Genomic DNA, 24,434 nt, shown 5'->3' with positions numbered 1-24,434 from the left:
GGCGTGACAATGACTCCTCGAGCCCAACGGATGTTCACCGCGCCGCCAGGCCAACAGCGGGGGGCAGTGACTGTCATTATCGTGATCGCCCTGTTGGCAATTCTGATGATGGCCGCGTTGGTGCTCGATGGTGGTCACATGCTGTTGAACAAGACCCGACTGCAGAATGCCGTGGACGCCGCCGCCCTTGGTGGTGCCAAGACCCTGAGCCAGGTAATGGGCACTGCCAGTGCCGCCAGCACCGCGCGTGATGCCGCGCTCTTTACCCTGAACGAAAATGCCAAGGCCGCTGGCAACAACGAACTGTTGACCGCAATCGGCGGCAACCTTGGCGGGTTCGCTGTGGTGGAGCTCGCAGACAACGTCTATGGGCCTTTCTCCTACCCGGGGCCGACCAATGCCACCTATGTACGGGTCTCGGTAGCGAACTATTCACTGGCTGGTTTTTTCTGGAGTTTTGCCCAGTCACTCGGTACCGGCACATTGGGAGCCAAGCAAGTGACGGCAATTGCCACCGCCGGACCGAGTCCGACCAGCCCCTGTGATCTTGCACCACTGCTGGTCTGTGGCAACCCGGCTCAATACAACCCGGATACAGGCATGTTCTGGGGGTATCGCTTTGGTGACCTGGAGGTCTTGAAATCGGCTGCCAAGAACAGCGACCCGATTGGCCCGGGCAACTTCCAGCTGCTCGATTTCGGCGCTGGTGGCAAGACCGTTGGCGACCTGATGGCCGGCGGCGGTTCGGTTTGCCGCAATGTCGGTGACAACGTGGACACCAAGCCTGGCAACACGGTTGGCCCGTCCGTCAAAGGTCTGAATACCCGATTCGGCGAGTACTCCGGGTCGTTGAAGAGTTCGGATTATCCACCCGACCTGGTGACGACCTACAGCAACCCAGTGATGAAGTACAACGACAAGACCACGCCTCACCAGGTGGAGCAGCAGGGGCACGTCGTCACTTCGAGCAATGGCAACCTGTCTGCTGGCGGTACACCGCTGTTCGACTACAACGACTATGCCGCGCAGACCGCCGCATGTGTCGCCGGCGGGGGGGCGGGGTGCCAGTCGAACGGGGTTTTCGAGCGGCGCATGTTGAAGATCGTGGTGGGGGACTGCTCCGGCAAGAACTCGGGAGCCTCGTCGATTCCGGTCATCGGTTTCGGTTGTTTCTTCGTGGTGCAGCCGGCCGACAACTCGGGTGGGGATTCGCAGATATTCGGCCAGTTCGTCAAGCAATGTGAAGGCGACGGTGTGCCCGGGCCTACGCCGCAGGACGATTCCGGCCCGCAGATCATCCAGCTGTACAAAACCTTTATCAGTGGCAGTGGCACACCGAGCACCGACTCCTAGGAGCGCGTCATGGAACTCTATCGGCTCAAGCGTGCGCAGCGTCAGCAAGGGGTGGCAATCGTCGAATTCACCATCACCCTGCCGCTGTTGCTCCTGACCTTGCTGGCCTTCGGCGAATTCGGCCGAATGCTTTACCAGTACAACAGCCTGCTGCAGGGCAGCCGTGATGCCGCGCGCTTCGTCGCCAGCCAGGCCTGGAACTCGACCCTTGGCAAGGTCGAGGTTAGCGCCGACCTCGAGTGCATGACCAAGAAAGTGGCAGTGTACGGTGCACCTTCCGCACCGCCCTGCAGCCTGACCGGGATGCCGGCCAATACCACCGTGCAGGTTGCCAAGGTGGCGGGTACCAACGACCACGTGCAGGTGACCATCAGCGCGGTCTTTTCCCCGCTGATCGCCAACGGCATTCCGGCCTTTATCGGCAATGGCACCGCGTTGAACTTCCCGTTGGTCGCTACCACCGTGATGAGGGCACTGTGATGAAGCGCAGAAGCATGCAGGGCGTTTACGTGGTGGAGTTCGCCATTGTCAGTGCGTTGATGTTCACGCTGCTGTTCGGGGTGCTGGAAATAGGCCGGCTGTACTACACCGTGAACGTCTTGAATGAGTCCGTGCGGCGTGGCGCACGCCTGGCTGCGGTGTGCAATATCAGCGATCCAGTGGTGCTGCGCAGGGCCATATTCAACAGTGCGGGCGACAGTGGTGCCAGCACCCTGCTGGCCGGCCTGGACACCTCGGACCTGACCCTGCGTTACCTGGACAAGAACGGTGCACAGGTCGCCAACCCCGGTGATCTGATAAGTGCCACCGGGTTTGCCGCCGTCCGCTATGTGCAGCTGACGCTGCAGAACTTTCAATTCAGCCTGTTTATTCCAGGTTTTGGGGTGCCCATTACCCTGCCAGTATTCAAGGCGACCTTACCTCGAGAGAGCCTCGGGCGTCATACCGAGGCGGATGTCGTACCGGAGATCACGCCATGCTGAATCTTAGGGAATCTTCCGTATCCGCTACCTCCATCAAACCCGGGATGCGTCTGTTGATCAGCAGCTCCGACGCCTTGGCCTTGCGCCAGCTGCAAGAAATCTGTCAGCGCATCGCCGGTCTGGAGGTGAATGTTCGTCAGGTGAGCAATGGGCATTGCGACCCGCTTTATGGGTTGGATCGGATGCCCGATTTCCTGCTGCTGCGCGTTGGCCAGCTGTGGCGTGAGGAACTGGCGGCCCTGTTGCAACGCCCGGCCCATGAGCGCCCGCCGCTGTTGGTGTGTGGCCTGCTGGATGATCGGGAAGGCATGCGCCTGGCGATGCAGGCCGGTGCGCGCGATTTTCTGCCGGAGCCTATCGTTGCCACGGAGCTCATCGCTGCCTTGAACCGTATGGTCATGGAAACCCAGACCAACAGCACGGCAACAGGCAAACTGGTTGCGGTGATGAATGCCAAGGGTGGCTCCGGCGGCACGGTGCTGGCCTGTAACCTGGCGCATCAGCTCAGCCTCAAGGGCAACGCGCTGCTGCTTGACCTGGACCTGCAGTTTGGCAGCGTGTCGCATCATCTGGATGTGGCGCAGTCGCACAGCCAGCTGGACGTGTTGCAGCAGATAAAAGAAATGGATGGTGTTGCACTGCGCGGTTTCTGCAGCCATTTCAGCCCGTCCTTGCATGTGCTTGGCAGCCGCGCCAATGAGCTGTGCCTGCCGCAGGATGTCCAGGCCGAACAGCTCGATGCGCTGCTGCAGCTGGCGCGGGCCAACTATGACTGGGTTGTGGCGGACTTGCCGCGGCAGATCGATCACATCACCGCCTCGGTGCTGGAGCAGGCCGACCGGGTGTACGTCGTGATGCAGCAGAGCGTCAACCACCTGCGCGACGCCAGTTCCCTGGCGCGCATTCTGCGCGATGACCTGGGCGTACGCGGCAATCAGCTGGAGGTGGTGGTCAACCGCTACGACAAGGCGGCGCCGGTCAGCCTCAAGGATATCGGCGAGGCGCTGCGTTGCACCAATATCGTGAAACTGCCGAATGACTTCAGCGTTATCAATCAGAGCCAGAACACAGGTGTGCCATTAGGCCTGCAAGCACCTCGCTCGGCGATCACCCAAGCGCTGCGTGGGCTGGCCGAGGAATTGGTGGGCAAGCAGGTGGCCACAGACAGCGGACTGTTCAAACGCGCCTTCAAACGTGTTTTTCGGGGGTGAACCATGCTTAGCGATTTCCGTAACCGTTTGCGCAAACAGGCAGTCACCCCCGAGGCATCGACGCCGTCGAAGCAGGGTGGCGGCGCTAAGGACCCGGCAGAGGCGCTGATGGCGTGGGAACATTCGGCACCGGATGTTCTGTTTGAAACGAAAAGCCAGGTCACATCGGTGGAAGCCGAGTGGCGGGAAAAAACCTATGCGCAACTGCTCAAGGTCATGGACCTGTCCTTGCTCGACTCGCTCGAGCAGGCCGAGGCCGTGCGGCAGATCCGCGATATCTGCCAGCGTCTGCTTGACGAGCATTCGGCGCCGGTGAGCTCTGCCAGCCGCCAGTTGATCATCAAGCAGATCACTGACGAAGTGCTTGGCCTTGGCCCGCTGGAGCCGCTGCTGGCCGACCATACGGTGTCCGACATTCTGGTCAACGGCCATGACTCGGTGTACGTCGAACGGTTCGGCAAGTTGCAGCGAACCGATGTGCGTTTTCGCGATGATCAGCACCTGCTGAACATCATCGACCGCATCGTCTCCAGCCTGGGCCGGCGTATCGACGAGTCTTCGCCGTTGGTAGATGCGCGGCTCAAGGATGGTTCACGGGTCAATGCGATCATCCCGCCGCTGGCCATCGACGGGCCAAGTATCTCGATACGCCGCTTTGCGGTGGACCTGCTCAACGTCGACAGCCTGATCCAGGCGGGCGCCCTGACCCCGGCCATCGCGTTGCTGCTCAAGGCGATCGTGCGGGGGCGGCTGAACGTGCTGATCTCCGGCGGCACCGGCTGCGGCAAGACCACCATGCTCAATGTGCTGTCCAGTTTCATTCCCCATAACGAGCGCATCGTCACCATCGAGGACTCGGCCGAGCTGCAACTGCAGCAGCCGCATGTGGTGCGCCTGGAAACGCGGCCTGCGAACATCGAGGGGCGTGGCGAGGTGGGCCAGCGTGAGCTGGTGCGCAACAGCCTGCGGATGCGCCCGGACCGTATCGTGATCGGTGAGGTGCGCGGCGCCGAGGCGCTGGACATGCTGACGGCGATGAACACCGGCCACGATGGCTCGTTGACCACGATCCACGCCAATACCGCGCGCGATGCGTTGGGCCGGGTCGAGAACATGGTCTTGATGTCTGGTGCCACGTTCCCGATCAAGGCCATGCGTCAACAGATCGCATCGGCCATCGATGTGGTGATCCAGCTGGAGCGGCAGGAAGACGGCAAGCGGCGGTTGGTCAGTGTGCAGGAGATCAACGGCATGGAGGGTGAAATCATCACGATGACCGAGATCTTCTCTTTTGTTCGCAGTGGTGTGGGCGAGCAGGGCCAGGTACTTGGTGACTTTCGGCCAAGTGGCATGGTCCCGGCCTTTCGCGATGCCTTGGCCAAGCGCGGGATCGAGTTGCCTTTGTCGATGTTCAGGCCTGAATGGATGGAGGCTCGTCAATCATGAGCCAGATACCTGGTGAATACATCCTGATATTTCTTGGCATGGTGTTCGTTGCCGTGTTTCTTCTCAGCCAAGGCCTGGTGGTCCCGGTGTTCGGCGAGGCGGGCAAGGTACGCAAGCGTATCCGCAGCCGACTTGTGCTCCTGGAGCGAGCAAGTCATCTGCCGAACATGCAGACCGTGCTGCGGCAGAAATACCTGACGCGCTTGTCGCCGCTGGAGGCGCGGCTCGAGCAATTGCCCTTCATGGCGACGCTGACGCAACTGATCGAGCAGGCCGGCCATGAGTACCGGGCCTATCGGGTACTGCTGCTGGGGTTGGCTCTGGCAGCGGCTGCCGGGATGCTGGCCTGGATGTTCTTCCCTTACTGGTGGCTGGCGCTGGCGGCAGCGTTCGTGGCGTTCTGGCTGCCACTGCTGAAAATCTCCCATGACCGTGGCAGGCGTTTCGCCAAGTTCGAGGAGGGCTTGCCCGATGCGCTGGAAGCCATGTGCCGGGCGTTGCGCGCCGGGCACCCCTTCAATGAAACCCTGCGTTTGGTGGCAGATGAACACAAGGGACCTGTTGCGCATGAATTCGGTCTGACTTTCGCCGATATCAACTACGGTAATGATGTACGCAGGGCCATGCTTGGCCTTCTGGAGCGGATGCCAAGCATGACGGTGATGATGCTGGTCACCTCGATCCTCATTCACCGTGAGACTGGCGGCAACCTGACGGAAGTACTGGAACGGCTGAGCAATTTGATACGCGGGCGTTTCCGGTTTCAGCGCAAGATCAAGACAATGTCGGCCGAAGGGCGAATGTCGGCTTGGGTGTTGGTGGCCATACCCTTCCTGTTGGCGGCAGCGATCATTATTACCAGCCCGGACTATCTGACGTTGCTGATCAAGGATCCCACTGGGCAAATGTTGGTCATGGGGGCTTTTGGCTCCATGTTGGTGGGGATTTTCTGGATTCGTAAAATCATTCGTATCCAGATCTAGGCAGTTCTCGCACGGGGGCGTCGGTCATGGACTATTTGCTCGGTTTGTTGAGTGGGGTGACGGACAGTGAGGCATTGGCACGCCTGCTGATCGTTGGTGCGATCGGGATGAGCACGGTCATTGCGGTTATTACCGTGACGTTGCTGGTGCTGGGGCTGCAGAGCCCACTGCAACGCCGTCTTGCATTGATCAAGCGTGACCACTCCAGCGCCGCGGCCGGTCGGGAGCCGCCAGGAAGCCTGCAGCTTCTACTGGAGCGTGTAGGTCGGCGCGTTACCCCGTCTACGGAGGGGCAAGTGTCAGCCACCCGAGCCCTGTTGACCCATGCTGGATACGGCTCGGCTTCAGCGGTACAGGTGTACTGGGCGGTGCGTTTGCTGCTGCCGTTGATGCTGATGGGTATCTCGTTGTTGATACTGCCGCTGGTTCCCAATCTTTCCCCGCTCAAGATCATGGGACTGGTAGCCATGGGCGCTGCCGTCGGATGGCTGCTGCCGGCTGTGTACATCGACAAGCGCAAGAATGCTCGGCAGGGCCGGTTGCGCGCGGCCTTTCCCGATGCCCTGGACCTGATGGTGGTTTGCGTAGAGTCGGGTCTGGCGTTACCCCAGGCTATCGAACGAGTGGCCGAAGAAATGGCGGTCAGCCAAGCCGAACTGGCCGAGGAGCTGGCGTTGGTCAATGCGCAGATCCGCGCCGGCATTTCCAGTACCGAAGCGCTCAGGCAACTGGCAGATCGCACTGGCCTGGAAGACATTCAGGGCCTGGTCAGCCTGTTGGCCCAAAGCATCCGCTTCGGCACCAGTGTAGCGGCTACCTTGCGCATCTATGCCGAGGAGTTTCGTGACCGGCGCATGCAGGCCGCAGAAGAAATGGGCGCGAAAATCGGAACGAAGCTGGTTTTTCCGCTAATTTTCTGTTTGTGGCCAAGCTTTTTTCTGGTTGCCATCGGCCCGGTGATCATCGGGATACTTAGAACGTTCGGGAATCCATGACATGAACAGGATCAGTTTGCTGTTGACCATGATAGCCGTGCTTTCGGGGTGCCAGAGCACGGGGCCTGACCTGAATGGGGTGCGTTCTGTCTACTCCGGTGGCAATTCGGTGCTCTATCAGGTGCAGTCGCAGAGCAACTCGCCCGACCAGGCAATGCAGATGGCCGCGATGGCTTACCAGGCCGGTGACCTGGACCAGGCACTGTACCAGTACCTGCGCGTCCTTGAGCTGGAGCCCGAACGTTATGAAGCCCTGGTCTGGGTTGGCCGTATTCACCGCGAGCGCGGCAATAACCAGCTTGCCGAGATGGCCTTCACCGAGGTACTGGGCAAGGCACCTGATAACCCCGATGCCCTGACGGAAATGGGCCTGCTGAACCTGTCCATGCGTAAACATGAGCAGGCCAAGGCAATGCTGTTGAAAGCAGTTGCCGTGGATCAGAAACGCTTCGTCAAGGACCCGGCCAACAGCCAGACAGGGGCGGCTGCGCTCAGGGTCGACGGCAAGTCACCGCTCAAGGCCTATAACGGGCTGGGGGTGTTGGCGGATCTGGCCGACAACTTCGCCGAGGCGCAAACCTACTACCGCCTGGCCGAACTCATCGATCCACGTTCGGCGTTGGTGCAGAACAGCCTGGGGTATTCCTACTACATGGCCGGGCAATGGTCTGAAGCTGAACTCAGGTACAAGCGTGGGGTGAGCTACGACGGCACCTACAAGCCGCTGTGGCGCAACTATGGACTGCTGCTGGCTCGCATGGGGCGCTATGAGGAGGCTGTGTCTGCCTTCGAACAGGTCGAAAAGCGTGCCGAGGCCAGCAATGATGTCGGCTATGTCTGCCTGGTGGAAGGTAAGCTGGATGTGGCCGAGCAGTTCTTCCGCAGCGCGATCGAGTTGTCGCCGGGGCACTACCCCGTCGCCTGGGAAAACCTGAACAGGGTCCAGCAGATTCGGCAAATCCGCCAGCTGGGCGGCGATGTAGCGATGCCCGAGCCGGTTGCAGTTGGCCCGGCCGTGCAGGTGACAACCGCGTCGGCGCCTTGATGGGGTTCTGCGGGCAAGCGCTGATGCCTGTCAGATAGCGTAAACGGGGCTGCTACGCAGCCCATCGCCGGCAAGCCGGCTCCCACGGGTACCGCGCAGAATTCAGGAGTTGCGCGATCCCTGTGGGAGATTGCCCAGCCCTTTTGGGCTGCGCTGTCGCGCAGAGAACAAATATCGCTCGTCTGACGCGGCCTTTGTAGGAGCAGCCTTGTGCTGCGAAGAGGCCGGTACAAGCAACAGACAGGCTTTGTCAGTACCGGCCTCTTCGCAGCACAAGGCTGCTCCTACAGAACCTCGCAGAACCAATGAGTCATGTGTTGTTCTATGGGAGCTGGCTTGCCGGCGGTCCACTTCACCTGTGGGTGAGCGGTGCTTCAATAGCCAACGCTGCTGGCCCCAACGGATGCGTACTGGCATCAAAGAAGTGCAGCACTGTCCCCGGCATATCCCCGAACCTGTCGACAAAATGCTGCTTCTGGTTGATCACCGATGCCTCGCTCAATGGCCGTATGGCAATCGACAGATGCTTCGGCCGGGCCTGTCGGATGGCTTCGAGCAGATGCTGGTCACTGCTGTCCAGGTGCAGCCCGAACAGGCATAGCCCCTGGCTTTCCCGCGCCAGTTGCCCCAGGCACCAGCCCAGGTAGTCAGAGTTGCGGATGGCGCGCAGCTTCTCGTCGCTGCGGTCTTCGTTGACGAACAGCGGCACTTCGCCCGGGATGTTCACGGCAAAACCATCGAGCAGTTCGGCGCTGTCGGCGCTGCGTTGGCGGGTGGTGCCGTCGGGCAGCTTGAGCAGGTGCAGGCCGCCATGCAGGTGCAGTACCCGCGTACCTTCGCCGTTGGTGCGGCGCACGTCGAAGAAGCCTTGCTCGTCGAACAGTTCGGCGAAACCCTGCGGGGCGTGTTGCACGGCCCACGGTAGCAGCAGGTCGTAGTTGCTGGTGTAGACGCTGCGGTAGCCGCGCAGGGCCTGGTTGAGGGTTGCCAGGGTCGTGGCCGGCATGAGTGGCCACGGCAGGTGCACTGTGCGTACGGCGTGGATCAGCGCTTCCTTGATCGAATAGTAGCGGTTCAGCGGCGCGGTGGAGTTGATGGCCAGCGCGGCGTTGGTGCGCACGGTGGTGTTGAGGGCGCTGAGCACCGGCTCGAACAGTTCCGTACCCAGTGACTTGAACAGTGCCTGGTCGCTGACGGCCAGGCCTTTCTTGCGCCCGGCACGTTGCGCTTCCTCGAACAGCGAGAAGTAGCCGAACGGCTTCCACAGCACGCGGCTGGCGCCGTTGCCCAGCAGCAGGGCGTCGCAAGGGTGGCGGGCGGCGAGTTCCGGCCAGGGGGGGAGGGTGGCGTCTAGTGCGGGCATGCTGGGGTCCGTTGGGTGGAGCGGGAACGGGGGCGACTTTAGCATGTCATGCAAAGTGTGCGAGGGTTGGTGTCCAGGCAACTGCTTTGTGCAGCCTGTACTGGCCCTATCGCCGGCAAGCCAGCTCCCACGGTTCGCCACAGGCCTTGAGAGCAGTGCAGTACCTGTGGGAGCCGGCTTGCTGGCGATATGGCCAGTAGCAACGACGCAATGCTTCAACCTTGTTCAGCCCGTTGCTCAACGCGACTCCTGTTACGCCAAACCCGATAGGCGCGAATGCCCGCCCGCACCGAGCCGAACAGCAGTTTGTCCTCCATCTCCCGGGCCATCCCCGAGCGCACCAGCATGCGCAGAAAGGTGCCGCGGGCGCGGGCGATGGCGAAGAAGATGCCCTGCGCGGCCAGGGTGTCGCGCACTTCGCGCAGGGCGGCGATTCCGCTGACGTCGATGCTGGTTACCGCTTCGGCATCGAACAGCACGGCCCTGGGCCGTTCCTGGCTCTGCACCGCTTCGAGCAGGCGCATCTTGAAGTAGTCGGCGTTGAAGAACAGGATCGCGTCGTCGAAGCGGTACACCACCAGGCCTGGCACGGTGCGGGCATCCTTGTGTTTGCGGATGTCCACCTGGCCTTCGGTGCCGGGCAGCCAGCCCAGCACTGCGTCGGTGGGCTGATAGATGCTGTACAGCAGGCGCAGGATCGCCAGGGTCACGGCAAACACGATGCCGGGCAGCACGCCCAGGCTCAGCACACCGACCGTGGTCAGCAGGCACAGCCAGAACTCGAAGCGGCTCAGGCGGCGGATATGCTTCAGCGACTTGATGTCGATCAGCCCCCAGCCTGCCATCAGCAGCACGGCACCCAGCGCGGCCTGCGGGATCCACGCCATCGGCGCGGTGAAGAACAACAGGATCAGGGCGATGACCAGTGCTGCGATGATGCCCACCAGTTGGCTCTTGCCACCGACCATGTCGTTGACCGCAGTGCGCGAGTCTGCACCACTGATGGCAAAGCCCTGGGAAACCCCGGCAGCCAGGTTGCTTACGCCCAGGGCGACAAATTCGTGGTTGGCGTTGATCGCGTAGCCGTGCCGGGCGGCAAAGCTGCGTGCGGTGAGCATGGCGCTGCAGAAGCTGACGGTGGCGATACCCAGGGCGTCGCGCAGCAGGCTTTTCATTTCTGCCAGGTTACTGTGTGGCCAGGCCAGCTGCGGGATGCCGGCAGGTACCGGGCCGAGAATGGCGACGCCAAAGCGGTCAAGGCCGAGCAGGCCGACCAGCAGCATGAACAGCGCCACTACAGTTAGCGCCGCAGGCAGCTTGGGGTAGCGTCGTGGCAGCCAGATCAGCAGGCCCAGTGCGGCGATGCCGATGAGCAGCGTCACCCAGTGGATTTCGCCCAGGCGCTGGAAGAAGTTGATCAGGCTGAGGATGAAACCGTCGCCCTCGATCTTGAACCCCACCACCTTGGACAACTGCCCGGCGATCAGGCTCAGGCCGATACCGTTGAGATAACCGATCAGGATCGGCCGCGAGAAGAAGCTGGCGATGAACCCGGCCCGGGCCACCCCAGCCGCGATCAGCATTACTCCGACCAGCAAGGTGACGATCACCGACAGCTCGGCAATCCGGTGCGGCTCGCCCATGGCCAACGGCGCCACGGCGCCGGCGATCATCGCGCAGGTAGCGGCGTCTGGGCCGACCATCAGCTGGCGCGAGCTTCCGATCAGGGCATAGACCATCATCGGCAGCACACAGGCATACAGGCCGTACTGCGGCGGCAGGCCGACGATCTGCGCGTAGGCGATGGCAATGGGAATCTGGATCGCCGCCACCGAGAGGCCGGCCTGCAGGTCGGCGTGGAACCACTCGCGGCGGTAGTGCAGCAGGTTGGCAAGGCCCGGTAGCCAGCGGGAGAGAAACATGCGTCGTCCTTTCGAAATGCTTCACGAATCCATCCACGCATTGAAGCGGATCGGCAGGCAAATGGCCATGGGGCAGGTCAAAGGGAGGGGGGAGAAACGAAAAAAGGAGCCTGGGCTCCTTTTGACAGCGATGACGTTGCTGGAACGCCATGCGGGAATGCGATGTGGAGCGGGTAGAGGGAATCGAACCCTCAACTAAAGCTTGGGAAGCTTTCGTTTTACCACTAAACTATACCCGCGTTTGCGCAGCACTTTTTACCAGAACCCTCAACGAATTAGAAGCCCAAGTTATTAAAAAGCTTGTCGGCGCCCTATGGTTTGCGGGTTTGAGCCACAGGACGCCGAGTTGCTCAGATGGCCAATGCATGCTGCCCCTGTTTTACAGGCTGGTAACGTTGACGAGGTTCACGCACGGTTGGCTTCAGGAACCCCAGCATGACACTGCGAGTGTCCTCGCAAGCGGCCTTGTGTTCCATATCCAGGAAGTGGCCTGCATCGCGGATCACGCTGAAGTGGCTTCGGCCCACGTGCTTGCTGAACTGCCGCGCATCTTCGACCGTGGTGTACTCGTCGCGGTCACCATTGATGAAAAGTACCGGGATGTCGATATTGCGTGCACCATCCAGCGCCCGCCCCAGGTCATGTTGCAGCACCTCGTTGATGTGGAAGTGCATCTGCGCATACTCGTGGCTGTCCAGGCTGCTGACATGGCGGTAGTTGAAGCGCTTGAACAGTGACGGCAGGTGTTTGCCGATGGTGTCGTTGATCAAATTGCCGACCTGATAACGGTCGCAGGCGGCCAGGTACTGGCAACCACGGTCCAGGTAGTCGCGCATCGGTTCGTTGATCACCGGTGAGAACGAACTCACCACTGCCTTCTTCACGCCCCGCGGCTGGTGCGCCAGCGCCAGCAGCGTACTTGCGCCACCCCACGAGAACGACATCACGTGGTCTGCCTGGAAGTGCTCGATCAGCTCGAGGAGAATATGCGCTTCGGTCTCCTTGCTGATAAAGCGTTCCTGGCGATTGTGCGGCTTGGATTTGCCAGCGTATGGCTGGTCGAACAGTACAACGTTGAACTGCGGGTGCAGGTTACGTACCGTCTGGGCGAACGAGGCCGTGGTGGCAAGCGAGCCATTGATCAGGATGATCGTATTCTCGGCCGCATCCGCGCGATAGAACTCCGTGTAAACCCGATACTGACCTTGGATATCAAGTACAGCGATTTCTGGCCTCATGTCATCGACTCCTGGCGCAAAAAGGGTATTCGCGTCACCTAGGGTGCACGTTCTTTATGACAGGTAGGCATTTGCCTGAAGAGAAACCGGGGGGCCCTGTGTCGATCCTTGGCACGTGCGTCGACGGTATTGTTTTTGGCGGGCAATTCGCCGTGCCCCAAGGCATCGAGGCCCTGGGTGGCCGGCAAAAAGTGTCTTCGACTGCGGTCGTGACTTGGTAGTCACATGCAGACTGACGATTTGGATTCAAGCAGTGGGTCGGGAATCCCGCAAGTGCCGTTCGGGGGAAAATGTGACTTTTGTCGCTGAGCGGTCGTATGACGACCCCTGATCTGTCTGGTCCGGCCTCTTCGCGGGCTCGCCCGCTCCCACAGGGTTCACACCAGCCCGGAGGCCTGTGGTGTACCTGTGGGAGCGGGCGTGCCCGCGAAGAGGCCGGTACAGGCTGATTAGACCGTCGCTATTTCATCCGCCGTCAGCTCACGAAACGCCCCAGGCGCTAACCCCGGGTCAAGCCGGATCGCCCCCATGCTCTCCCGATGCAACCCCACCACCTTGTTGTCGAAATGGCCGAACATGCGCTTCACCTGGTGATAGCGCCCTTCGATGATCGACAGCCGTGCCTGGCGCGGCCCGAGGATGTTCAGCTGGGCGGGCAGGGTGGTGAGGTCTTCGAAAGCGAAGTAGAAGCCCTCGAGGAACTTGGCCACATAGTGCTCGCCAATCTCGTCCTCGGTTTGCACCAGGTAGTGCTTGGGCAGCTTGGTCGCGGGCTGGGTAAGCCGGCGTGACCATTGGCCATCGTTGGTCAGGATCATCAAGCCCGTAGTGTTGAAGTCCAGCCGCCCGGCAATGTGCAGGTCCTCACGCAAACCGGCTGGCAGCAGGTCGAGCACGGTGCGGTGTTGCGGGTCCTGGGTGGCGCTGACGCAGCCTGCGGGCTTGTGCAACATCAGGTAGCGTGCCGGGCGGCCAGCCTGCAGCAGCTGGTCGTCCAGCTCCACGCGGCTGAATTCGCGCACTTCGGCCAGTGGGTCGCTGACCACTTGGCCATCCACCCGCACACGGCGTTGCGCCAGCATCAGACGGACTTGCTGGCGGTTGTGGCTGGGCAGGTTGGCGAGGAAACGGTCGAGGCGCATGGCAAACGGTCAGTCGGAAGCGGGGGAGCGAAGTTGTTCTTCGACGGCGGCGCAGCGCGGGCACAGGCAGGCTTTGTCGCGCAGCTCGGCGGGCAGGGCTTTGAGCACGGCAGGGTCGATGGTCACGCTGTAACACCAGCAGGCCTGGGTGGCTCGGCGCGGATCGGCCAAGCTGCACTGGTTGAGGGCGCCACAAGCGGGGCAGTGCTGGTTGTCGGGCATGGCTGCCATTCACCTGTATCAAATTGTTGCAGAAATGGCACTGCACCTTGGCGGCACTGTCTTATTCAGTGTCGATGATCGCATTTCGCATCGACGCTCGCCAGCGCCGCTGTTCGGGCACTCCAGCGGTCCAGGAGGCCGCCATGTCCTATCGAATCCTGTTGATCGCCCTGCTGGGGCTGATGACTTCCGCCTGCGTTCCGTACTACGAGAGCGGGGGCTATTACCGATCGGACCACTACTACTCCGACCGTTATGTGTCACCGGATTATTACCGCTATGACCGCTATTACGTAGCGCCGCAGCCCCGTTATTACTATCAGCCTGCGCCACGCTACTACTACCGCTCGGCGCCCGCGCCTCACTACCGGTCTCATCCGCAGCCGGGGATGAAGCAATGGTATGGCAACCCACGCAACGACTATGGCAACCGCCAGCGGTATGACTATGGGCGCGACCGGGATCGTCATGATTATCGCGATGGCAGCCAGCGCTATCAGCAGAATGACCGTTGGCACTCCAGCGGGCGGGGGGATAGTGACCGACGCGGGGATGGGCGGCGTGGGCACGGGCAAGGGGGGAACTGGCAGCGGTAGGTGAATTGAAAACCGGGGGCGCGTTGCGCCCCTTTCGCGACGCAAGGCCGCTCCCACAGGTACGGCGCAGCATTGGAAACCATCGCTGTACCTGTGGGCGCGGCCTTGTGTCGCGATGGGCTGCAATGCAGCCCCAACTTCTCGAAGCTACCCGAGATCCGCCAGCGGATGCCGCCCCTCCCACACCTTGGCAAAATGCGCCTCCACCACCGCCGCCGGTACTTGCGCCACATCGGGCCAGTGCCAGTGCGGCTGGTTGTCCTTGTCCAGCAGGCGCGCACGCACGCCTTCGCTGAATTCCGGGTGGCGGCAGCAGTTCAGGCTCATGTTGTATTCCATCTGGAACACCTGCGCCAACGACAGGTGCTGTGCCCGACGGATCTGTTCCCACACCAGGTGTGCGGTCAGTGGGCAACCTTCATGCAACCGTTGGCCGGCATCTGCCAGCAGCGGGTCGCCGTGATGCTTGAGCCCCTCCAGCGCACGCCAGGCGGCAGCTGCGTCGGCCACGTCGAGCAACTGATCGATCACCTGTCGCCTTGGTAGCCACTGGGCCTCGGGCAACTCGGCGCAGACGCGGTGCTGTTCGGCCTTGAGCAGGCTGTTCAGTTGCAGAGCGGTCTGTTCCTGCCAGTTCAGTTGCAGCAGTTCCTCGATCAGCGCCTCTTGCTGGTACTCGCCCAGAAATCGGTCGGCCAGGCCCAGGTCCAGGGCGTCGTGGGCATTGATCGGCGCACCCGTCAGGCCGAGGAACAACCCCAGCTTGCCCGGCAGGCGGGCAAGGAACCAGCTGGCGCCTACATCCGGATACAGGCCGATGCTGATTTCCGGCATGGCCAGCCGACTGCTGGGGGTGACAATACGCACATTGGCGCCCTGCAGCAGGCCCATGCCACCACCCAGCACATGCCCGTGCCCCCAGCACAGCAACGGCTTGGGATAGGTGTGCAGGGCAAAGTCCAGGCGGTATTCGGCGGCGAAGAAGGTGGCGGCCAGCGGGGGTACGCTACCAGGGTGGTCGCGGCAGGCTTGTACCAGCGCACGCACATCACCGCCGGCACAGAAGGCCTTGGCACCGTTGCCGCGCAGCAGCACGCAGACAATCCCCGGGTCGCGAGCCCAGGCGTGCAACTGTTCGCCCAATACCTCGATCATCGGCAGGCTCAGCGCATTGAGCGCCTTGGGCGCATCCAGGGTGGCGATGCCGATGCGGGCGCCATCGGCGCCGGTGAGTACCTCGCAATGAATGGCCATGGACTACCTCGCGCAAGTCATCGCCCAAGTATGGCTTGCCTGGCCGAACATGCCGGTCGTCGGTCGGATCGTTTGACAAGCGGGAAGGGCTTACCTAGTGTCGCGCCATTGTTTATGGAAGGCCCCATGACTGACGACGATCGCATCAAACTCGAACCCAGCTGGAAGGCCGCCTTGCGCGCGGAATTCGACCAGCCCTACATGCATCAGTTGCGCGAGTTCCTGCGCAGCGAGTACGCCGCCGGCAAAGAGATCTACCCGCCAGGGCCGTTGATCTTCAATGCGCTCAACTCGACGCCGCTGGACCAGGTGAAGGTGGTCATCCTTGGCCAGGACCCTTACCACGGGCCGGGCCAGGCGCATGGCCTGTGCTTCTCGGTGCAGCCGGGTGTGGCCACGCCACCGTCGCTGGTCAACATCTACAAGGAGCTGCAGCGCGACCTGAACATCCCGATTGCCAGTCATGGCTACCTGCAGAGCTGGGCCGAGCAGGGTGTGCTGTTGCTCAACACGACCATGACCGTGGAGCGCGCCAATGCCGCGTCGCATGCCAAGAAGGGCTGGGAGTTCTTTACCGACCGGGTCATCCAGGTGGTTAGCGAGCAGTGCCCGAACGTGGTGTTCCTGCTGTGGGGCTCGCATGCGCAAAGCAAGCAGAAGCTGATCGACGGGACCAAGCACCTGGTGCTGAAATCGGTGCATCCATCACCGTTGTCGGCTTACCGTGGGTTCCTGGGGTGCGGGCATTTCAGCCGGGCCAACAGTTTCCTCGAGCAGCGCGGGCTGGCGCCGATCAACTGGGCATTGCCACCCTTGTAAAGGCCTGAAATGTCGCGTTGCCTTCTTCGCGGGTGAACCCGCTCCCACAGGTTCTGCACTACCCTCAGGGCTTGTGTGGTCCCTGTGGGAGCGGGTTTACCCGCGAAGAGGCCGTCACAGTCATTCCGGGGTTGCGTTCCACACCCGGAACAACGGCTCTGCCAGAAACAGCACAAACAACAAGCGCATCACCTGCAGCGCCGTCACCAGCGGCACCGACAGCTGCAGGGTCTCCGCCGTCAGGCTCATCTCGGCAATTCCGCCCGGCATCATCCCCAATGTCAGCGAACGCAGATCCAGCGCGGTCATCATGCTCAGCACCCATGCGGCACTGCCGGCAATCGCCATGCACAACGCCGTGGCCACCAGGGTGCGGCCCAGGAACGACGGTGCGCGGCGGAAGAACGCGCGGTTGAAGTGGCAGGCCAGGCCGCTGCCGATCAACCACTGGCCGATCTGGCTGGCGCCATTGGGCAGGGTTATCTGCAGGTCGCCCGCCAGGCTCACGGTGGCTGCGACCAATAATGGCCCGAACAACCACGGGTTGGGCTGGCGCAAGCGCTGCCACAGCAGGGCGACGGCAACGCCCAGCGGTGTAATCAGCGCCAGCCAGCCCCAGCTCACACTGCCGGTGTGATTCAGCGGTACCCCGTCACCCAGCAGGAACTTGAACAGCGCCGGCACGCACAGTACCACCGCCAGTACGCGCAGGCTTTGCGCCGCCGCCACCTGGCTGAGCACTGCGCCATTGCGGGCGCCAAGGTTGACCATCTCCCCCGAACCGCCCGGCATGCTGGCGAAGAACGCCGTGGCACGGTCTTCACCGGTGCGCCGCAGCAGCCATACGCTGATCACGCTGGACAAGGTGGTGAACAGCGCGCCGAAGAAGATCAGTGCGAAATGGCTGGCCACCTGCTCGATCACCGCCGGGGTGAAGTGCAGGCCAATGCCGATACCGATGATGCATTGCCCGCATTTGCGGCCATTGGGGATTTCCGGCAGTTGCCAGGGTGTCAGGCAGCGCACCAGGATGATCGCCAGCAACGAGCCGACCATCCACGGCAAAGGCCAGCCGACCTTGCTGGCGGCAAAACCGCCAGCAAGGCCGACCAGCCCGGTCGCGACAAACAACGGCAACGAGCGATCAGGCATCGGCCATCGCCCGGCGCTGCAGGCTGCGTTTGCGCCAGATGCGCAGCAGCGGCAGGGTCAGCATGCAAATGGTCAGTACCCATACCGACATGCTGATCGGGCTCGACCAGAGGATGCCCAGTTCGCCGTTGGAGATCGACAGCGCCCGGCGCAGGTTCTGCTCCATCAAGCCACCGAGGATGAAACCGAGCAGGATCGGCGACAGCGGGAAGTCCAGCTTGCGCAGGATATAGCCCATGATGCCGATACCGACCATCAGGAACAGGTCGAAGGTAGTGGCATGCACGGCGTAAACGCCGATCGCGGTGATGATGGCGATCACCGGTACCAGCGCCCAGTTTGGCACGGCGAGGATGCGGGTGAAGATGCGGATCATCGGGATGTTGAGGATCACCAGCATGATGTTGGCGACGAACAGCGAGGCGATCAGGCCCCAGACGATGTCTGGCTGCTGTTCGAACAACAGCGGGCCTGGGGTGATGTTGTACAAGGTCAGCGCGCCGATCATCACCGCGGTGGTGCCCGAGCCAGGTACGCCCAGGGTCAGCATCGGTACCAGGGCGCCACAGCAGGAGGCGCCGATGGCGGTTTCCGGTGCGGCCAGGCCGCGGGCGTCGCCCTTGCCGAACTTGCCCTTGTCGCCCGCCAGGCGTTTTTCGGTCATGTAGGCCACGGCGCTGGCCAGTGTTGCACCGGCACCAGGCAGCACACCCATGATGAAGCCAAGCAGGCCGCAGCGGATGTTGACCACGAACACCGAGGCCGCTTCCTTGAAGTTGAACAGCATGCGGCCGGTGGCTTTGACTGCCTGGTGGCCATGGTGGGTCTTTTCCAGCAGCAGGAGGATTTCGCTGATGGAGAACAGGCCCAGCACCAGTACCACGAACTGGATGCCGTCGGCCAGGTGCACGCTGTCGCCGGTGAAGCGGTACACGCCACTGTTGGCATCGATGCCGACTGCCGACAGGAACAGGCCGATCAAAGCGGCAATGAAGGTTTTCAGCGGCTTGTCGCCGGCCATGCCGCCGAGGGCGACGATGGCGAACACCATCAGCACGAAGTACTCCGCCGGGCCGAAGGCGATTGCCCATTTCGCCAGCAGCGGTGCGAACAGCACCATGCCGCAGGTGGCGATCAGCGCACCGATGAACGAACTCCAGGCCGACAGCGACAGCGCTACGCCAGCCAGACCATTGCGGGCCATCGGGTAGCCATCGAGAGTGGTCATCACGGTCGAGGCTTCGCCGGGGATGTTCAGCAGGATCGAACTGATGCGTCCGCCGTACTCGCAGCCCAGGTACACCGCTGCCAGCAGGATCAGCGCCGATTCCGGCGGCAGGCCGAGGGCGAAGGCGATGGGAATCAGCAAGGCCACGCCGTTGATCGGGCCCAAGCCCGGCAGCAGGCCGACCACGGTACCGATCAGCGTGCCGGTGAGGGCGGTGACCAGGTTGTAGGGGGACAGGGCGACGCCGAAGCCCTGGCCCAGGTAGCTCAAGGTATCCATGTGTCAGTTCTCCAGTACGCTCAGCAGGCCAAGGGGCAGGGGCACGTCCATCACGCGGTCGAACAGCCAGTAGAGAAACAGGCTCATGCCCGCCACCACGATGGCGCTGTGCAGCCAGCGGCCGCCGTACAGGCGGGCCATGGGCACGCCGACCAGGATGGCGCTGAGGATGAAGCCCAGGGCTTCGAAGGTGCTGGCGAACACGATCAGCAGGCCGACGCAGGCGGCGATCTTGATCAGGGTCTCGCGGTCCAGTTCCGGTTCGTCGTCCTTGCGCACGATGGGGGTGGGGCGGAACACCAGGTACAGCAGGCCCAGGCCGAGCAGGCCGAGCGTCAACAGCGGGTAGGCGCGCGGGCCCACCGGTTCATAGGAAAACGCCGCCTGGTAAGGCCAGGCCATAACGGCCAGGGCGGCGCACACCGCCAGCAGGGCCAGGGCGAAGATGCGTTGCAGGATCATCAGAGAGTCCTCATTGAGCACGGACCCTATGGGAGCGGGCATGCCCGCGAACACCGGCAACGCCGGTGCCAGGCACCGCGGTGTCTTCTTCGCGGGCGCGCCCGCTCCCACAGGGTCGGTGAAAGGGCGTTGGCGTGTTACTGGATCAGGCCAAACTCCCTGGCCAGTGTCTTGTAGTCAGCCACTTGCTTCTTCACATAGCCATCCAGCTCTGCACCGGTCATGGCGAACGGGAACAGTTCGCGCTGGTCACGCAACTTGGCGAAGTCTTCCGAAGCCAGCATCTTGTCGAATGACTGCTTCCACCAGGCGTATTCCTCGTCGCTCACCTTTGGCCCCAGGTAGAAGCCGCGTACCACTGGCCAGACGATGTCGTAACCCTGTTCCTTGGCGGTGGGGATGTCTTTCATCTCGGGCTCGTCCAGGCGCTTTTCCGAGAACACCGCGAGGATGCGCATGTTGCCGCTCTGAATGTGCGGCATGGAGTCGGAGATGTCGGTCGAGCCTACCTGGATATGTCCGCCCAGCAACGCCGTGGCGATCTCGCCGCCACCTTCCAGGGCGACGTAGCGCAGGTCACGCGGGTTGATGCCGGCGGCCTTGGCAATCAGGGCGGTCTGCATCCAGTCCTGGCTGCCGACGGTACCGCCGGAGCCGATCACCACCTTGCTCGGGTCTTTCTTCAACGCCGCGACCAAGTCGTCGAGGGTTTTGTAGGGCGAGTCGCTTTTCACTGCGATGGCGCCATAGCTGGTGCCGACGGCGGCCAGCCATTTCACCGCGTTCTCGTCGAAGCGGCCGAACTTGCCCTGGGCCAGGTTCAGCAGCGAACCGCTGGACCAGGCCACCAGGGTGCCGGCATCGGCCGGACGCTGGGCGACCACGGCGTTGTAGGCCACCGCACCAACACCGCCGGGCATGTAGGTGACGCGCATCGGCTTGGTGAGGATTTTTTCCTGCACCAGGGCGCTCTGCACCAGTTTGCAGGTCAGGTCGAAGCCGCCGCCGGGTGAGGCGGGGGCAATGCATTCTGGGCGTTTCGGTTCGGCAGCGAGGGCGTTGCCGGCCAGCAGCAGGCAGCCGGTAGCGAGGACGAGGCGGCGCAGTGAGTAGGTCATCGTCTTTCTCCGTGAGCGTTGTTGTTATCAAGTTATCGCTATGGGGTTACCACAGCGCCACGCTGTAGCTCACCAGCAGCCGCACCTCGTCCGCGTCGCGGGCGAAGTTGGAGCGGAAGGTGGCGTTGCGCAGGCGCACGGCGACGTTCTTCAACGGGCCGCTTTGTACCACGTACTTCATTTCGGTATCGCGTTCCCACTCCTTGCCCTCGCCACCGGCGGCGCGGCTGACGTTGTCGCCGCTGATGTAGCGGGTCATGAAGGTCAGGCCGGGCACGCCAAGCGCGGCGAAGTTGTAGTCGTAGCGCGCCTGCCAGGAGCGCTCGTCGGCGCCTGCGAAGTCGTTGATCTGGACGAAGTTGACCAGGTACGGGTCGGCACCATCGACGTACGGGAAGGCGCTGTCGCCTGACAATTGCTGCCAGGCGGCGCTGACCTTGTGCCCGCCCAGGGCGTAGCTGAGCATGCCGTTGACGGTGGTGTTGTCGATGTTGCCGGCCTTGGCGGCGCCGGCGTCGTCACTCACGGCCAGGCGCAGGTCGGCGCCGAAGGTGCCCGGGCCCCATGGCTGGGTGGCGACCATGCCGATGAAGTGCTGGCGGTAGATATCGTCGAGCTGGGCAAAGTGGTAGCTGCCGGTGATGCGATCGGTGAACTGGTAGTCGAGGCCGGCCAGGTCCAGGTTGTCGGCGCTGAACGAGCCACCGAAGCGGCCGTTCTTGTTGTTCAGGGCCAGGTCTTCCCAGTTGGTGTCGTTGCGGTCCTTGGCCTTGTCCAGTCGGCCTCCGGTCAAGGTCAGGCCCTTGACCTCCTTCGAGGTGAGCAGGCCGCCTTCGAAGGTTTGCGGCAGGATGCGCCCATCGTTGGGCTGCAGGGTCGGCAGTTCGGGGATCAGCGTGCCGATCTTCAGTTCGGTCTGCGACACCTTCACCTTGCCGGTCAGGCCGAGCTTGGAGTACTCGTCGGCGGCCTTGCCGTCATCGTGCGTCGGCAGCAGGCCGGTGTCGGTGCGGTCGGGGCTGGAGTCGAGCTTGATGCCGAGCATGCCCAGCGCATCCAGGCCGAAGCCCACGGTGCCATCGGTGTAGCCAGACTCGAAGTTGAGCATGAAGCCCTGGGCCCACTCGTCGCGCTTGGATTGCTGCGCACTGGTGCCGTCGCGGAAGTCGCGGTTGAAGTACATGTTGCGGGTTTCGAAGGTGGCCGTGCTGTCTTCGAAGAAGGCGGCCTGGCTCATCGGCGCGACACCGGCAAGCGCAAGGGCGCTGACGATGGCGGAGGGGCGTGCGGCAAAGGAACGGGTAGGCGCGAACGCCTGCGGCTGCGATGACAGCATCACTGATGGCTCCGTTTATTGTTCTTATTCGTTGCACCTTGCTGGTGCTTTTTTTCGGCGCGTAGGGCGACCGTGGTGCGATGCTAGGTAACCAACCTTTCGCTAACCTTTCAGCGTGAAAGGTTTGTCGACAGGGCTTCACAGGCCTGCCGACAGCGGTACACTCCGCGCCACCGTCCCACCCGAGCAGGGAGAATCCGATGCGTGTGCTGCTGGTCGAAGACCACCTGCAACTGGCTGAAAGCGTGGCCCAGGCCTTGAAAAGCCATGGCCTGACCGTTGATGTGTTGCATGACGGCGTGGCCGCCGACCTGGCCCTGGCCAGCGAGGAGTACGCCGTGGCCGTGCTGGATGTCGGCTTGCCGCGCATGGACGGCTTCGAGGTGCTGGCGCGCCTGCGCAGCCGTGGCAAGACCCTGCCGGTGCTGATGCTGACCGCGCGTAGCGACGTCAGGGACCGGGTTCATGGGCTGAACCTGGGCGCTGACGACTACCTGGCCAAGCCGTTCGAGCTGACCGAGCTGGAAGCGCGGGTCAAGGCCCTGTTGCGGCGCAGCGTGCTCGGTGGCGAGCGCCAGCAACGCTGCGGGCCGCTGGTGTACGACCTGGACACCCGGCGCTTCGCCCTGGGTGGCGAAAACCTGACCCTGACCTCGCGCGAACAGAGCGTACTGGAAGCGCTGATCGCCCGACCGGGCCGGGTGATGAGCAAGGAGCAACTGGCCGCCCAGGTGTTCGGCCTGGACGAAGAGGCCAGCCCCGATGCCATCGAAATCTACATACACCGCCTGCGCAAGAAGCTCGACGGCCACCCGGTGGCCATCGTCACCTTCCGTGGCCTGGGCTATCTGCTCGAGCACCGCGATGCGTGACAACGGCAGCCTGCGCGGGCGCTTGCTCGGCAACCTGGCCTTGCTGCTGGTGGTGCTGATGCTGGCCAGCGGCCTGAGCGCCTACTGGAACGGCCGCGAGGCCGCCGATACTGCCTACGACCGGACCCTGCTGGCCTCGGCAAGGACCATTGCCGCAGGCCTGTCCCAGCGTGACGGTTCGCTGAGCGCGGATGTGCCCTACGTGGCCCTGGACACCTTCGCCTACGACAGTGCCGGGCGCATCTACTACCAGGTGCTGGACATCCAGCAGCGGCTGATTTCCGGCTACGAGAACCTGCCAGCACCGCCGCCGGGCACGCCGCGTACCGACGACTACCCGGCGCTGGCGCGGTTCTACAACGCCACCTACCTGGGCCAGGACGTGCGCGTGGTCAGCCTGCTGAAGCCGGTGAGCGAGCCGAACATGAACGGCATGGCGGAAATCCGTGTGGCCGAGACCGAGGAAGCGCGGGTGCGCATGGCCCGTGGCCTGATGGCCGATACCCTGCTGCGCCTGGGGATGCTGGCGCTGGGCGCGCTGGTGATGGTGTGGTTTGCCGTGAGTGCCGCGTTGCGGCCGCTGGAGCGCCTGCGCACGGCGGTGGAAGAGCGCCAGCCGGACGACCTGAGGGCCTTGCCGGTGGTGCAAGTGCAGCGGGAGCTGGGCCCGCTGGTGCGGGCTTTGAACCATTTCACCGAGCGTTTGCGCGGCCAGTTCGAGCGCCAGGCGCAGTTCATCGCGGACGCTGCCCACGAGTTGCGCACGCCACTGGCCGCGCTGAAGGCACGTGTCGAACTGGGCCTGCGTTCGGGCGAGCCGCAGGAGTGGCGGCAGACACTGGAGTCCGCGGCCCAGGGCACTGACCGCCTGACCCATCTGGCCAACCAGCTGCTGTCGCTGGCGCGGGTCGAGAACGGTGCGCGCGCGATTGCAGAAGGCGGCGCGCAGCGCCTGGACCTGAGCCAGTTGGCTCGTGAGCTGGGCATGGCCATGGCACCGCTGGCGCACAAGCGCGGGGTGGCGCTGGCCCTGGAGGCCGAGGCGCCGGTGTGGCTGAAGGGGGAGCCGACGCTGCTCAACGAACTGTTGAGCAACCTGGTGGACAATGCCTTGGCGCATACGCCGGCTGGCGGCAACGTGATCTTGCGAGTGCTGGCGCCGGCGGTACTGGAGGTGGAGGATGACGGACCGGGGATTCCCGAGGCCGAGCGTGAGCGGGTATTCGAGCGCTTCTACCGGCGCAGTGCGCAGGGCAGTGGGCTTGGCTTGGCGATTGTCGGCGAGATCTGCCGGGCGCACCTGGCACAGGTGAGCCTGCATGACGGTGCGAAGGGCGGGTTGCGGGTGCGGGTGAGTTTTATCGCGGATTGATGTGTTGCCTGTACCGGCCCTTTCTCGGGTGAACCCGCTCCCA

The 24,434-nt window shown here is 62.9% G+C and carries 23 protein-coding genes and 1 tRNA gene; 12 read left to right on the top strand and 12 right to left on the bottom strand.

The features are described 5' to 3' along the window. Window positions 1-9: 9 nt before the first annotated feature. From E5221_RS22930 to E5221_RS22895, 8 genes are read left to right on the top strand one after another with little or no spacing between them, the layout of a single operon-like run. Complete coding sequence (locus E5221_RS22930) at window positions 10-1,353, top strand: TadE/TadG family type IV pilus assembly protein (protein ID WP_061550383.1); 1,344 nt, start codon at window positions 10-12, stop codon at window positions 1,351-1,353. Between the two features lie 9 nt (window positions 1,354-1,362). After that, window positions 1,363-1,833, top strand: coding sequence for a TadE/TadG family type IV pilus assembly protein (locus tag E5221_RS22925; RefSeq protein ID WP_039613750.1), 471 nt, complete (start codon window positions 1,363-1,365; stop codon window positions 1,831-1,833). Then, on the top strand, window positions 1,833-2,336 hold the full coding sequence (locus E5221_RS22920; RefSeq protein WP_061550382.1) for a TadE family protein: 504 nt from the start codon (window positions 1,833-1,835) through the stop codon (window positions 2,334-2,336). The genes E5221_RS22925 and E5221_RS22920 overlap by 1 nt, the downstream gene beginning before the upstream one ends. After that, window positions 2,330-3,547, top strand: coding sequence for an AAA family ATPase (locus E5221_RS22915; protein ID WP_061550381.1), 1,218 nt, complete (start codon window positions 2,330-2,332; stop codon window positions 3,545-3,547). The genes E5221_RS22920 and E5221_RS22915 overlap by 7 nt, the downstream gene beginning before the upstream one ends. A 3-nt stretch (window positions 3,548-3,550) precedes the next feature. After that, window positions 3,551-4,993 (top strand): CpaF family protein, encoded by a 1,443-nt coding sequence (locus E5221_RS22910; protein ID WP_039613748.1) that lies wholly within the window; start codon window positions 3,551-3,553, stop codon window positions 4,991-4,993. After that, window positions 4,990-5,976 carry a type II secretion system F family protein gene (locus E5221_RS22905; RefSeq protein WP_039613747.1) on the top strand — a complete coding sequence of 329 codons (987 nt, stop codon included), beginning with the start codon at window positions 4,990-4,992 and terminating at the stop codon, window positions 5,974-5,976. The genes E5221_RS22910 and E5221_RS22905 overlap by 4 nt, the downstream gene beginning before the upstream one ends. A 26-nt stretch (window positions 5,977-6,002) precedes the next feature. Further along, complete coding sequence (locus E5221_RS22900; RefSeq protein ID WP_061550380.1) at window positions 6,003-6,971, top strand: type II secretion system F family protein; 969 nt, start codon at window positions 6,003-6,005, stop codon at window positions 6,969-6,971. Between the two features lies 1 nt (window position 6,972). Then, window positions 6,973-8,016 (top strand): tetratricopeptide repeat protein, encoded by a 1,044-nt coding sequence (locus E5221_RS22895; RefSeq protein ID WP_039613745.1) that lies wholly within the window; start codon window positions 6,973-6,975, stop codon window positions 8,014-8,016. Between the two features lie 352 nt (window positions 8,017-8,368). Here the strand turns inward: E5221_RS22895 and E5221_RS22890 are convergent, their stop codons facing one another. The 6 genes from E5221_RS22890 to E5221_RS22865 form a co-directional block, all read right to left on the bottom strand. Continuing rightward, a complete protein-coding gene (locus E5221_RS22890; RefSeq protein WP_182329026.1) occupies window positions 8,369-9,379 on the bottom strand; it encodes a DUF4917 family protein in 1,011 nt (336 codons plus the stop codon). Window positions 9,380-9,594: 215 nt separating this feature from the next. Continuing rightward, window positions 9,595-11,301 (bottom strand): sulfate permease, encoded by a 1,707-nt coding sequence (locus E5221_RS22885; RefSeq protein WP_247846508.1) that lies wholly within the window; start codon window positions 11,299-11,301, stop codon window positions 9,595-9,597. 165 nt (window positions 11,302-11,466) lie between these two features. After that, window positions 11,467-11,540: transfer RNA gene (locus E5221_RS22880), tRNA-Gly, on the bottom strand. 111 nt (window positions 11,541-11,651) lie between these two features. Further along, window positions 11,652-12,539, bottom strand: a complete 888-nt coding sequence (gene phaG, locus E5221_RS22875) for a (R)-3-hydroxydecanoyl-ACP:CoA transacylase (RefSeq protein WP_023662324.1) — start codon at window positions 12,537-12,539, stop codon at window positions 11,652-11,654. Window positions 12,540-12,988: 449 nt separating this feature from the next. Next, window positions 12,989-13,681 carry a pseudouridine synthase gene (locus E5221_RS22870; RefSeq protein WP_013974015.1) on the bottom strand — a complete coding sequence of 231 codons (693 nt, stop codon included), beginning with the start codon at window positions 13,679-13,681 and terminating at the stop codon, window positions 12,989-12,991. Between the two features lie 9 nt (window positions 13,682-13,690). After that, window positions 13,691-13,903 (bottom strand): cysteine-rich CWC family protein, encoded by a 213-nt coding sequence (locus tag E5221_RS22865; RefSeq protein ID WP_039613741.1) that lies wholly within the window; start codon window positions 13,901-13,903, stop codon window positions 13,691-13,693. Window positions 13,904-14,046: 143 nt separating this feature from the next. On the opposite strand from E5221_RS22865, the gene E5221_RS22860 reads away from it, so the two are divergent. Next, window positions 14,047-14,499 (top strand): hypothetical protein, encoded by a 453-nt coding sequence (locus tag E5221_RS22860; protein ID WP_247846507.1) that lies wholly within the window; start codon window positions 14,047-14,049, stop codon window positions 14,497-14,499. A gap of 147 nt (window positions 14,500-14,646) precedes the next feature. On the opposite strand, the gene E5221_RS22855 is transcribed toward E5221_RS22860, so the two are convergent. Further along, on the bottom strand, window positions 14,647-15,753 hold the full coding sequence (locus tag E5221_RS22855; RefSeq protein ID WP_247846506.1) for an enoyl-CoA hydratase/isomerase family protein: 1,107 nt from the start codon (window positions 15,751-15,753) through the stop codon (window positions 14,647-14,649). Between the two features lie 126 nt (window positions 15,754-15,879). On the opposite strand from E5221_RS22855, the gene ung reads away from it, so the two are divergent. After that, window positions 15,880-16,572: a uracil-DNA glycosylase gene (ung, locus tag E5221_RS22850; protein WP_024087682.1), complete on the top strand. Its 693-nt coding sequence runs from the start codon at window positions 15,880-15,882 to the stop codon at window positions 16,570-16,572. A 120-nt stretch (window positions 16,573-16,692) separates the two neighbouring features. Here ung and E5221_RS22845 read toward each other — a convergent pair whose 3' ends face one another. From E5221_RS22845 to E5221_RS22825, 5 genes are all read right to left on the bottom strand, one after another. Continuing rightward, window positions 16,693-17,724: an AbrB family transcriptional regulator gene (locus tag E5221_RS22845; protein ID WP_247846505.1), complete on the bottom strand. Its 1,032-nt coding sequence runs from the start codon at window positions 17,722-17,724 to the stop codon at window positions 16,693-16,695. Next, complete coding sequence (locus E5221_RS22840; RefSeq protein WP_013974009.1) at window positions 17,717-19,231, bottom strand: tripartite tricarboxylate transporter permease; 1,515 nt, start codon at window positions 19,229-19,231, stop codon at window positions 17,717-17,719. The genes E5221_RS22845 and E5221_RS22840 overlap by 8 nt, the downstream gene beginning before the upstream one ends. A 3-nt stretch (window positions 19,232-19,234) precedes the next feature. Further along, window positions 19,235-19,693 (bottom strand): tripartite tricarboxylate transporter TctB family protein, encoded by a 459-nt coding sequence (locus E5221_RS22835; RefSeq protein ID WP_015271606.1) that lies wholly within the window; start codon window positions 19,691-19,693, stop codon window positions 19,235-19,237. Window positions 19,694-19,830: 137 nt separating this feature from the next. Beyond that, a complete protein-coding gene (locus tag E5221_RS22830; protein ID WP_013974007.1) occupies window positions 19,831-20,811 on the bottom strand; it encodes a tripartite tricarboxylate transporter substrate binding protein in 981 nt (326 codons plus the stop codon). Window positions 20,812-20,857: 46 nt separating this feature from the next. Continuing rightward, window positions 20,858-22,147, bottom strand: a complete 1,290-nt coding sequence (locus tag E5221_RS22825) for an OprD family porin (protein WP_247847761.1) — start codon at window positions 22,145-22,147, stop codon at window positions 20,858-20,860. Window positions 22,148-22,347: 200 nt separating this feature from the next. Between E5221_RS22825 and E5221_RS22820 the strand changes: the two genes are divergently transcribed. Together E5221_RS22820 and E5221_RS22815 are read left to right on the top strand one after the other, a co-directional pair. Beyond that, window positions 22,348-23,019 carry a response regulator gene (locus E5221_RS22820; protein WP_247846504.1) on the top strand — a complete coding sequence of 224 codons (672 nt, stop codon included), beginning with the start codon at window positions 22,348-22,350 and terminating at the stop codon, window positions 23,017-23,019. Further along, complete coding sequence (locus tag E5221_RS22815) at window positions 23,012-24,391, top strand: sensor histidine kinase (protein ID WP_041505629.1); 1,380 nt, start codon at window positions 23,012-23,014, stop codon at window positions 24,389-24,391. The genes E5221_RS22820 and E5221_RS22815 overlap by 8 nt, the downstream gene beginning before the upstream one ends. The last annotated feature ends 43 nt before the right edge of the window (window positions 24,392-24,434 follow it).

The organism is Pseudomonas sp. A2, from assembly GCF_023100865.1.
In the GTDB taxonomy this organism is placed as follows: domain Bacteria; phylum Pseudomonadota; class Gammaproteobacteria; order Pseudomonadales; family Pseudomonadaceae; genus Aquipseudomonas; species Aquipseudomonas asiatica.
The sequence above is the reverse complement of the archived record's forward strand: the minus strand, read 5'-3'. Positions and strand labels throughout refer to the sequence as shown.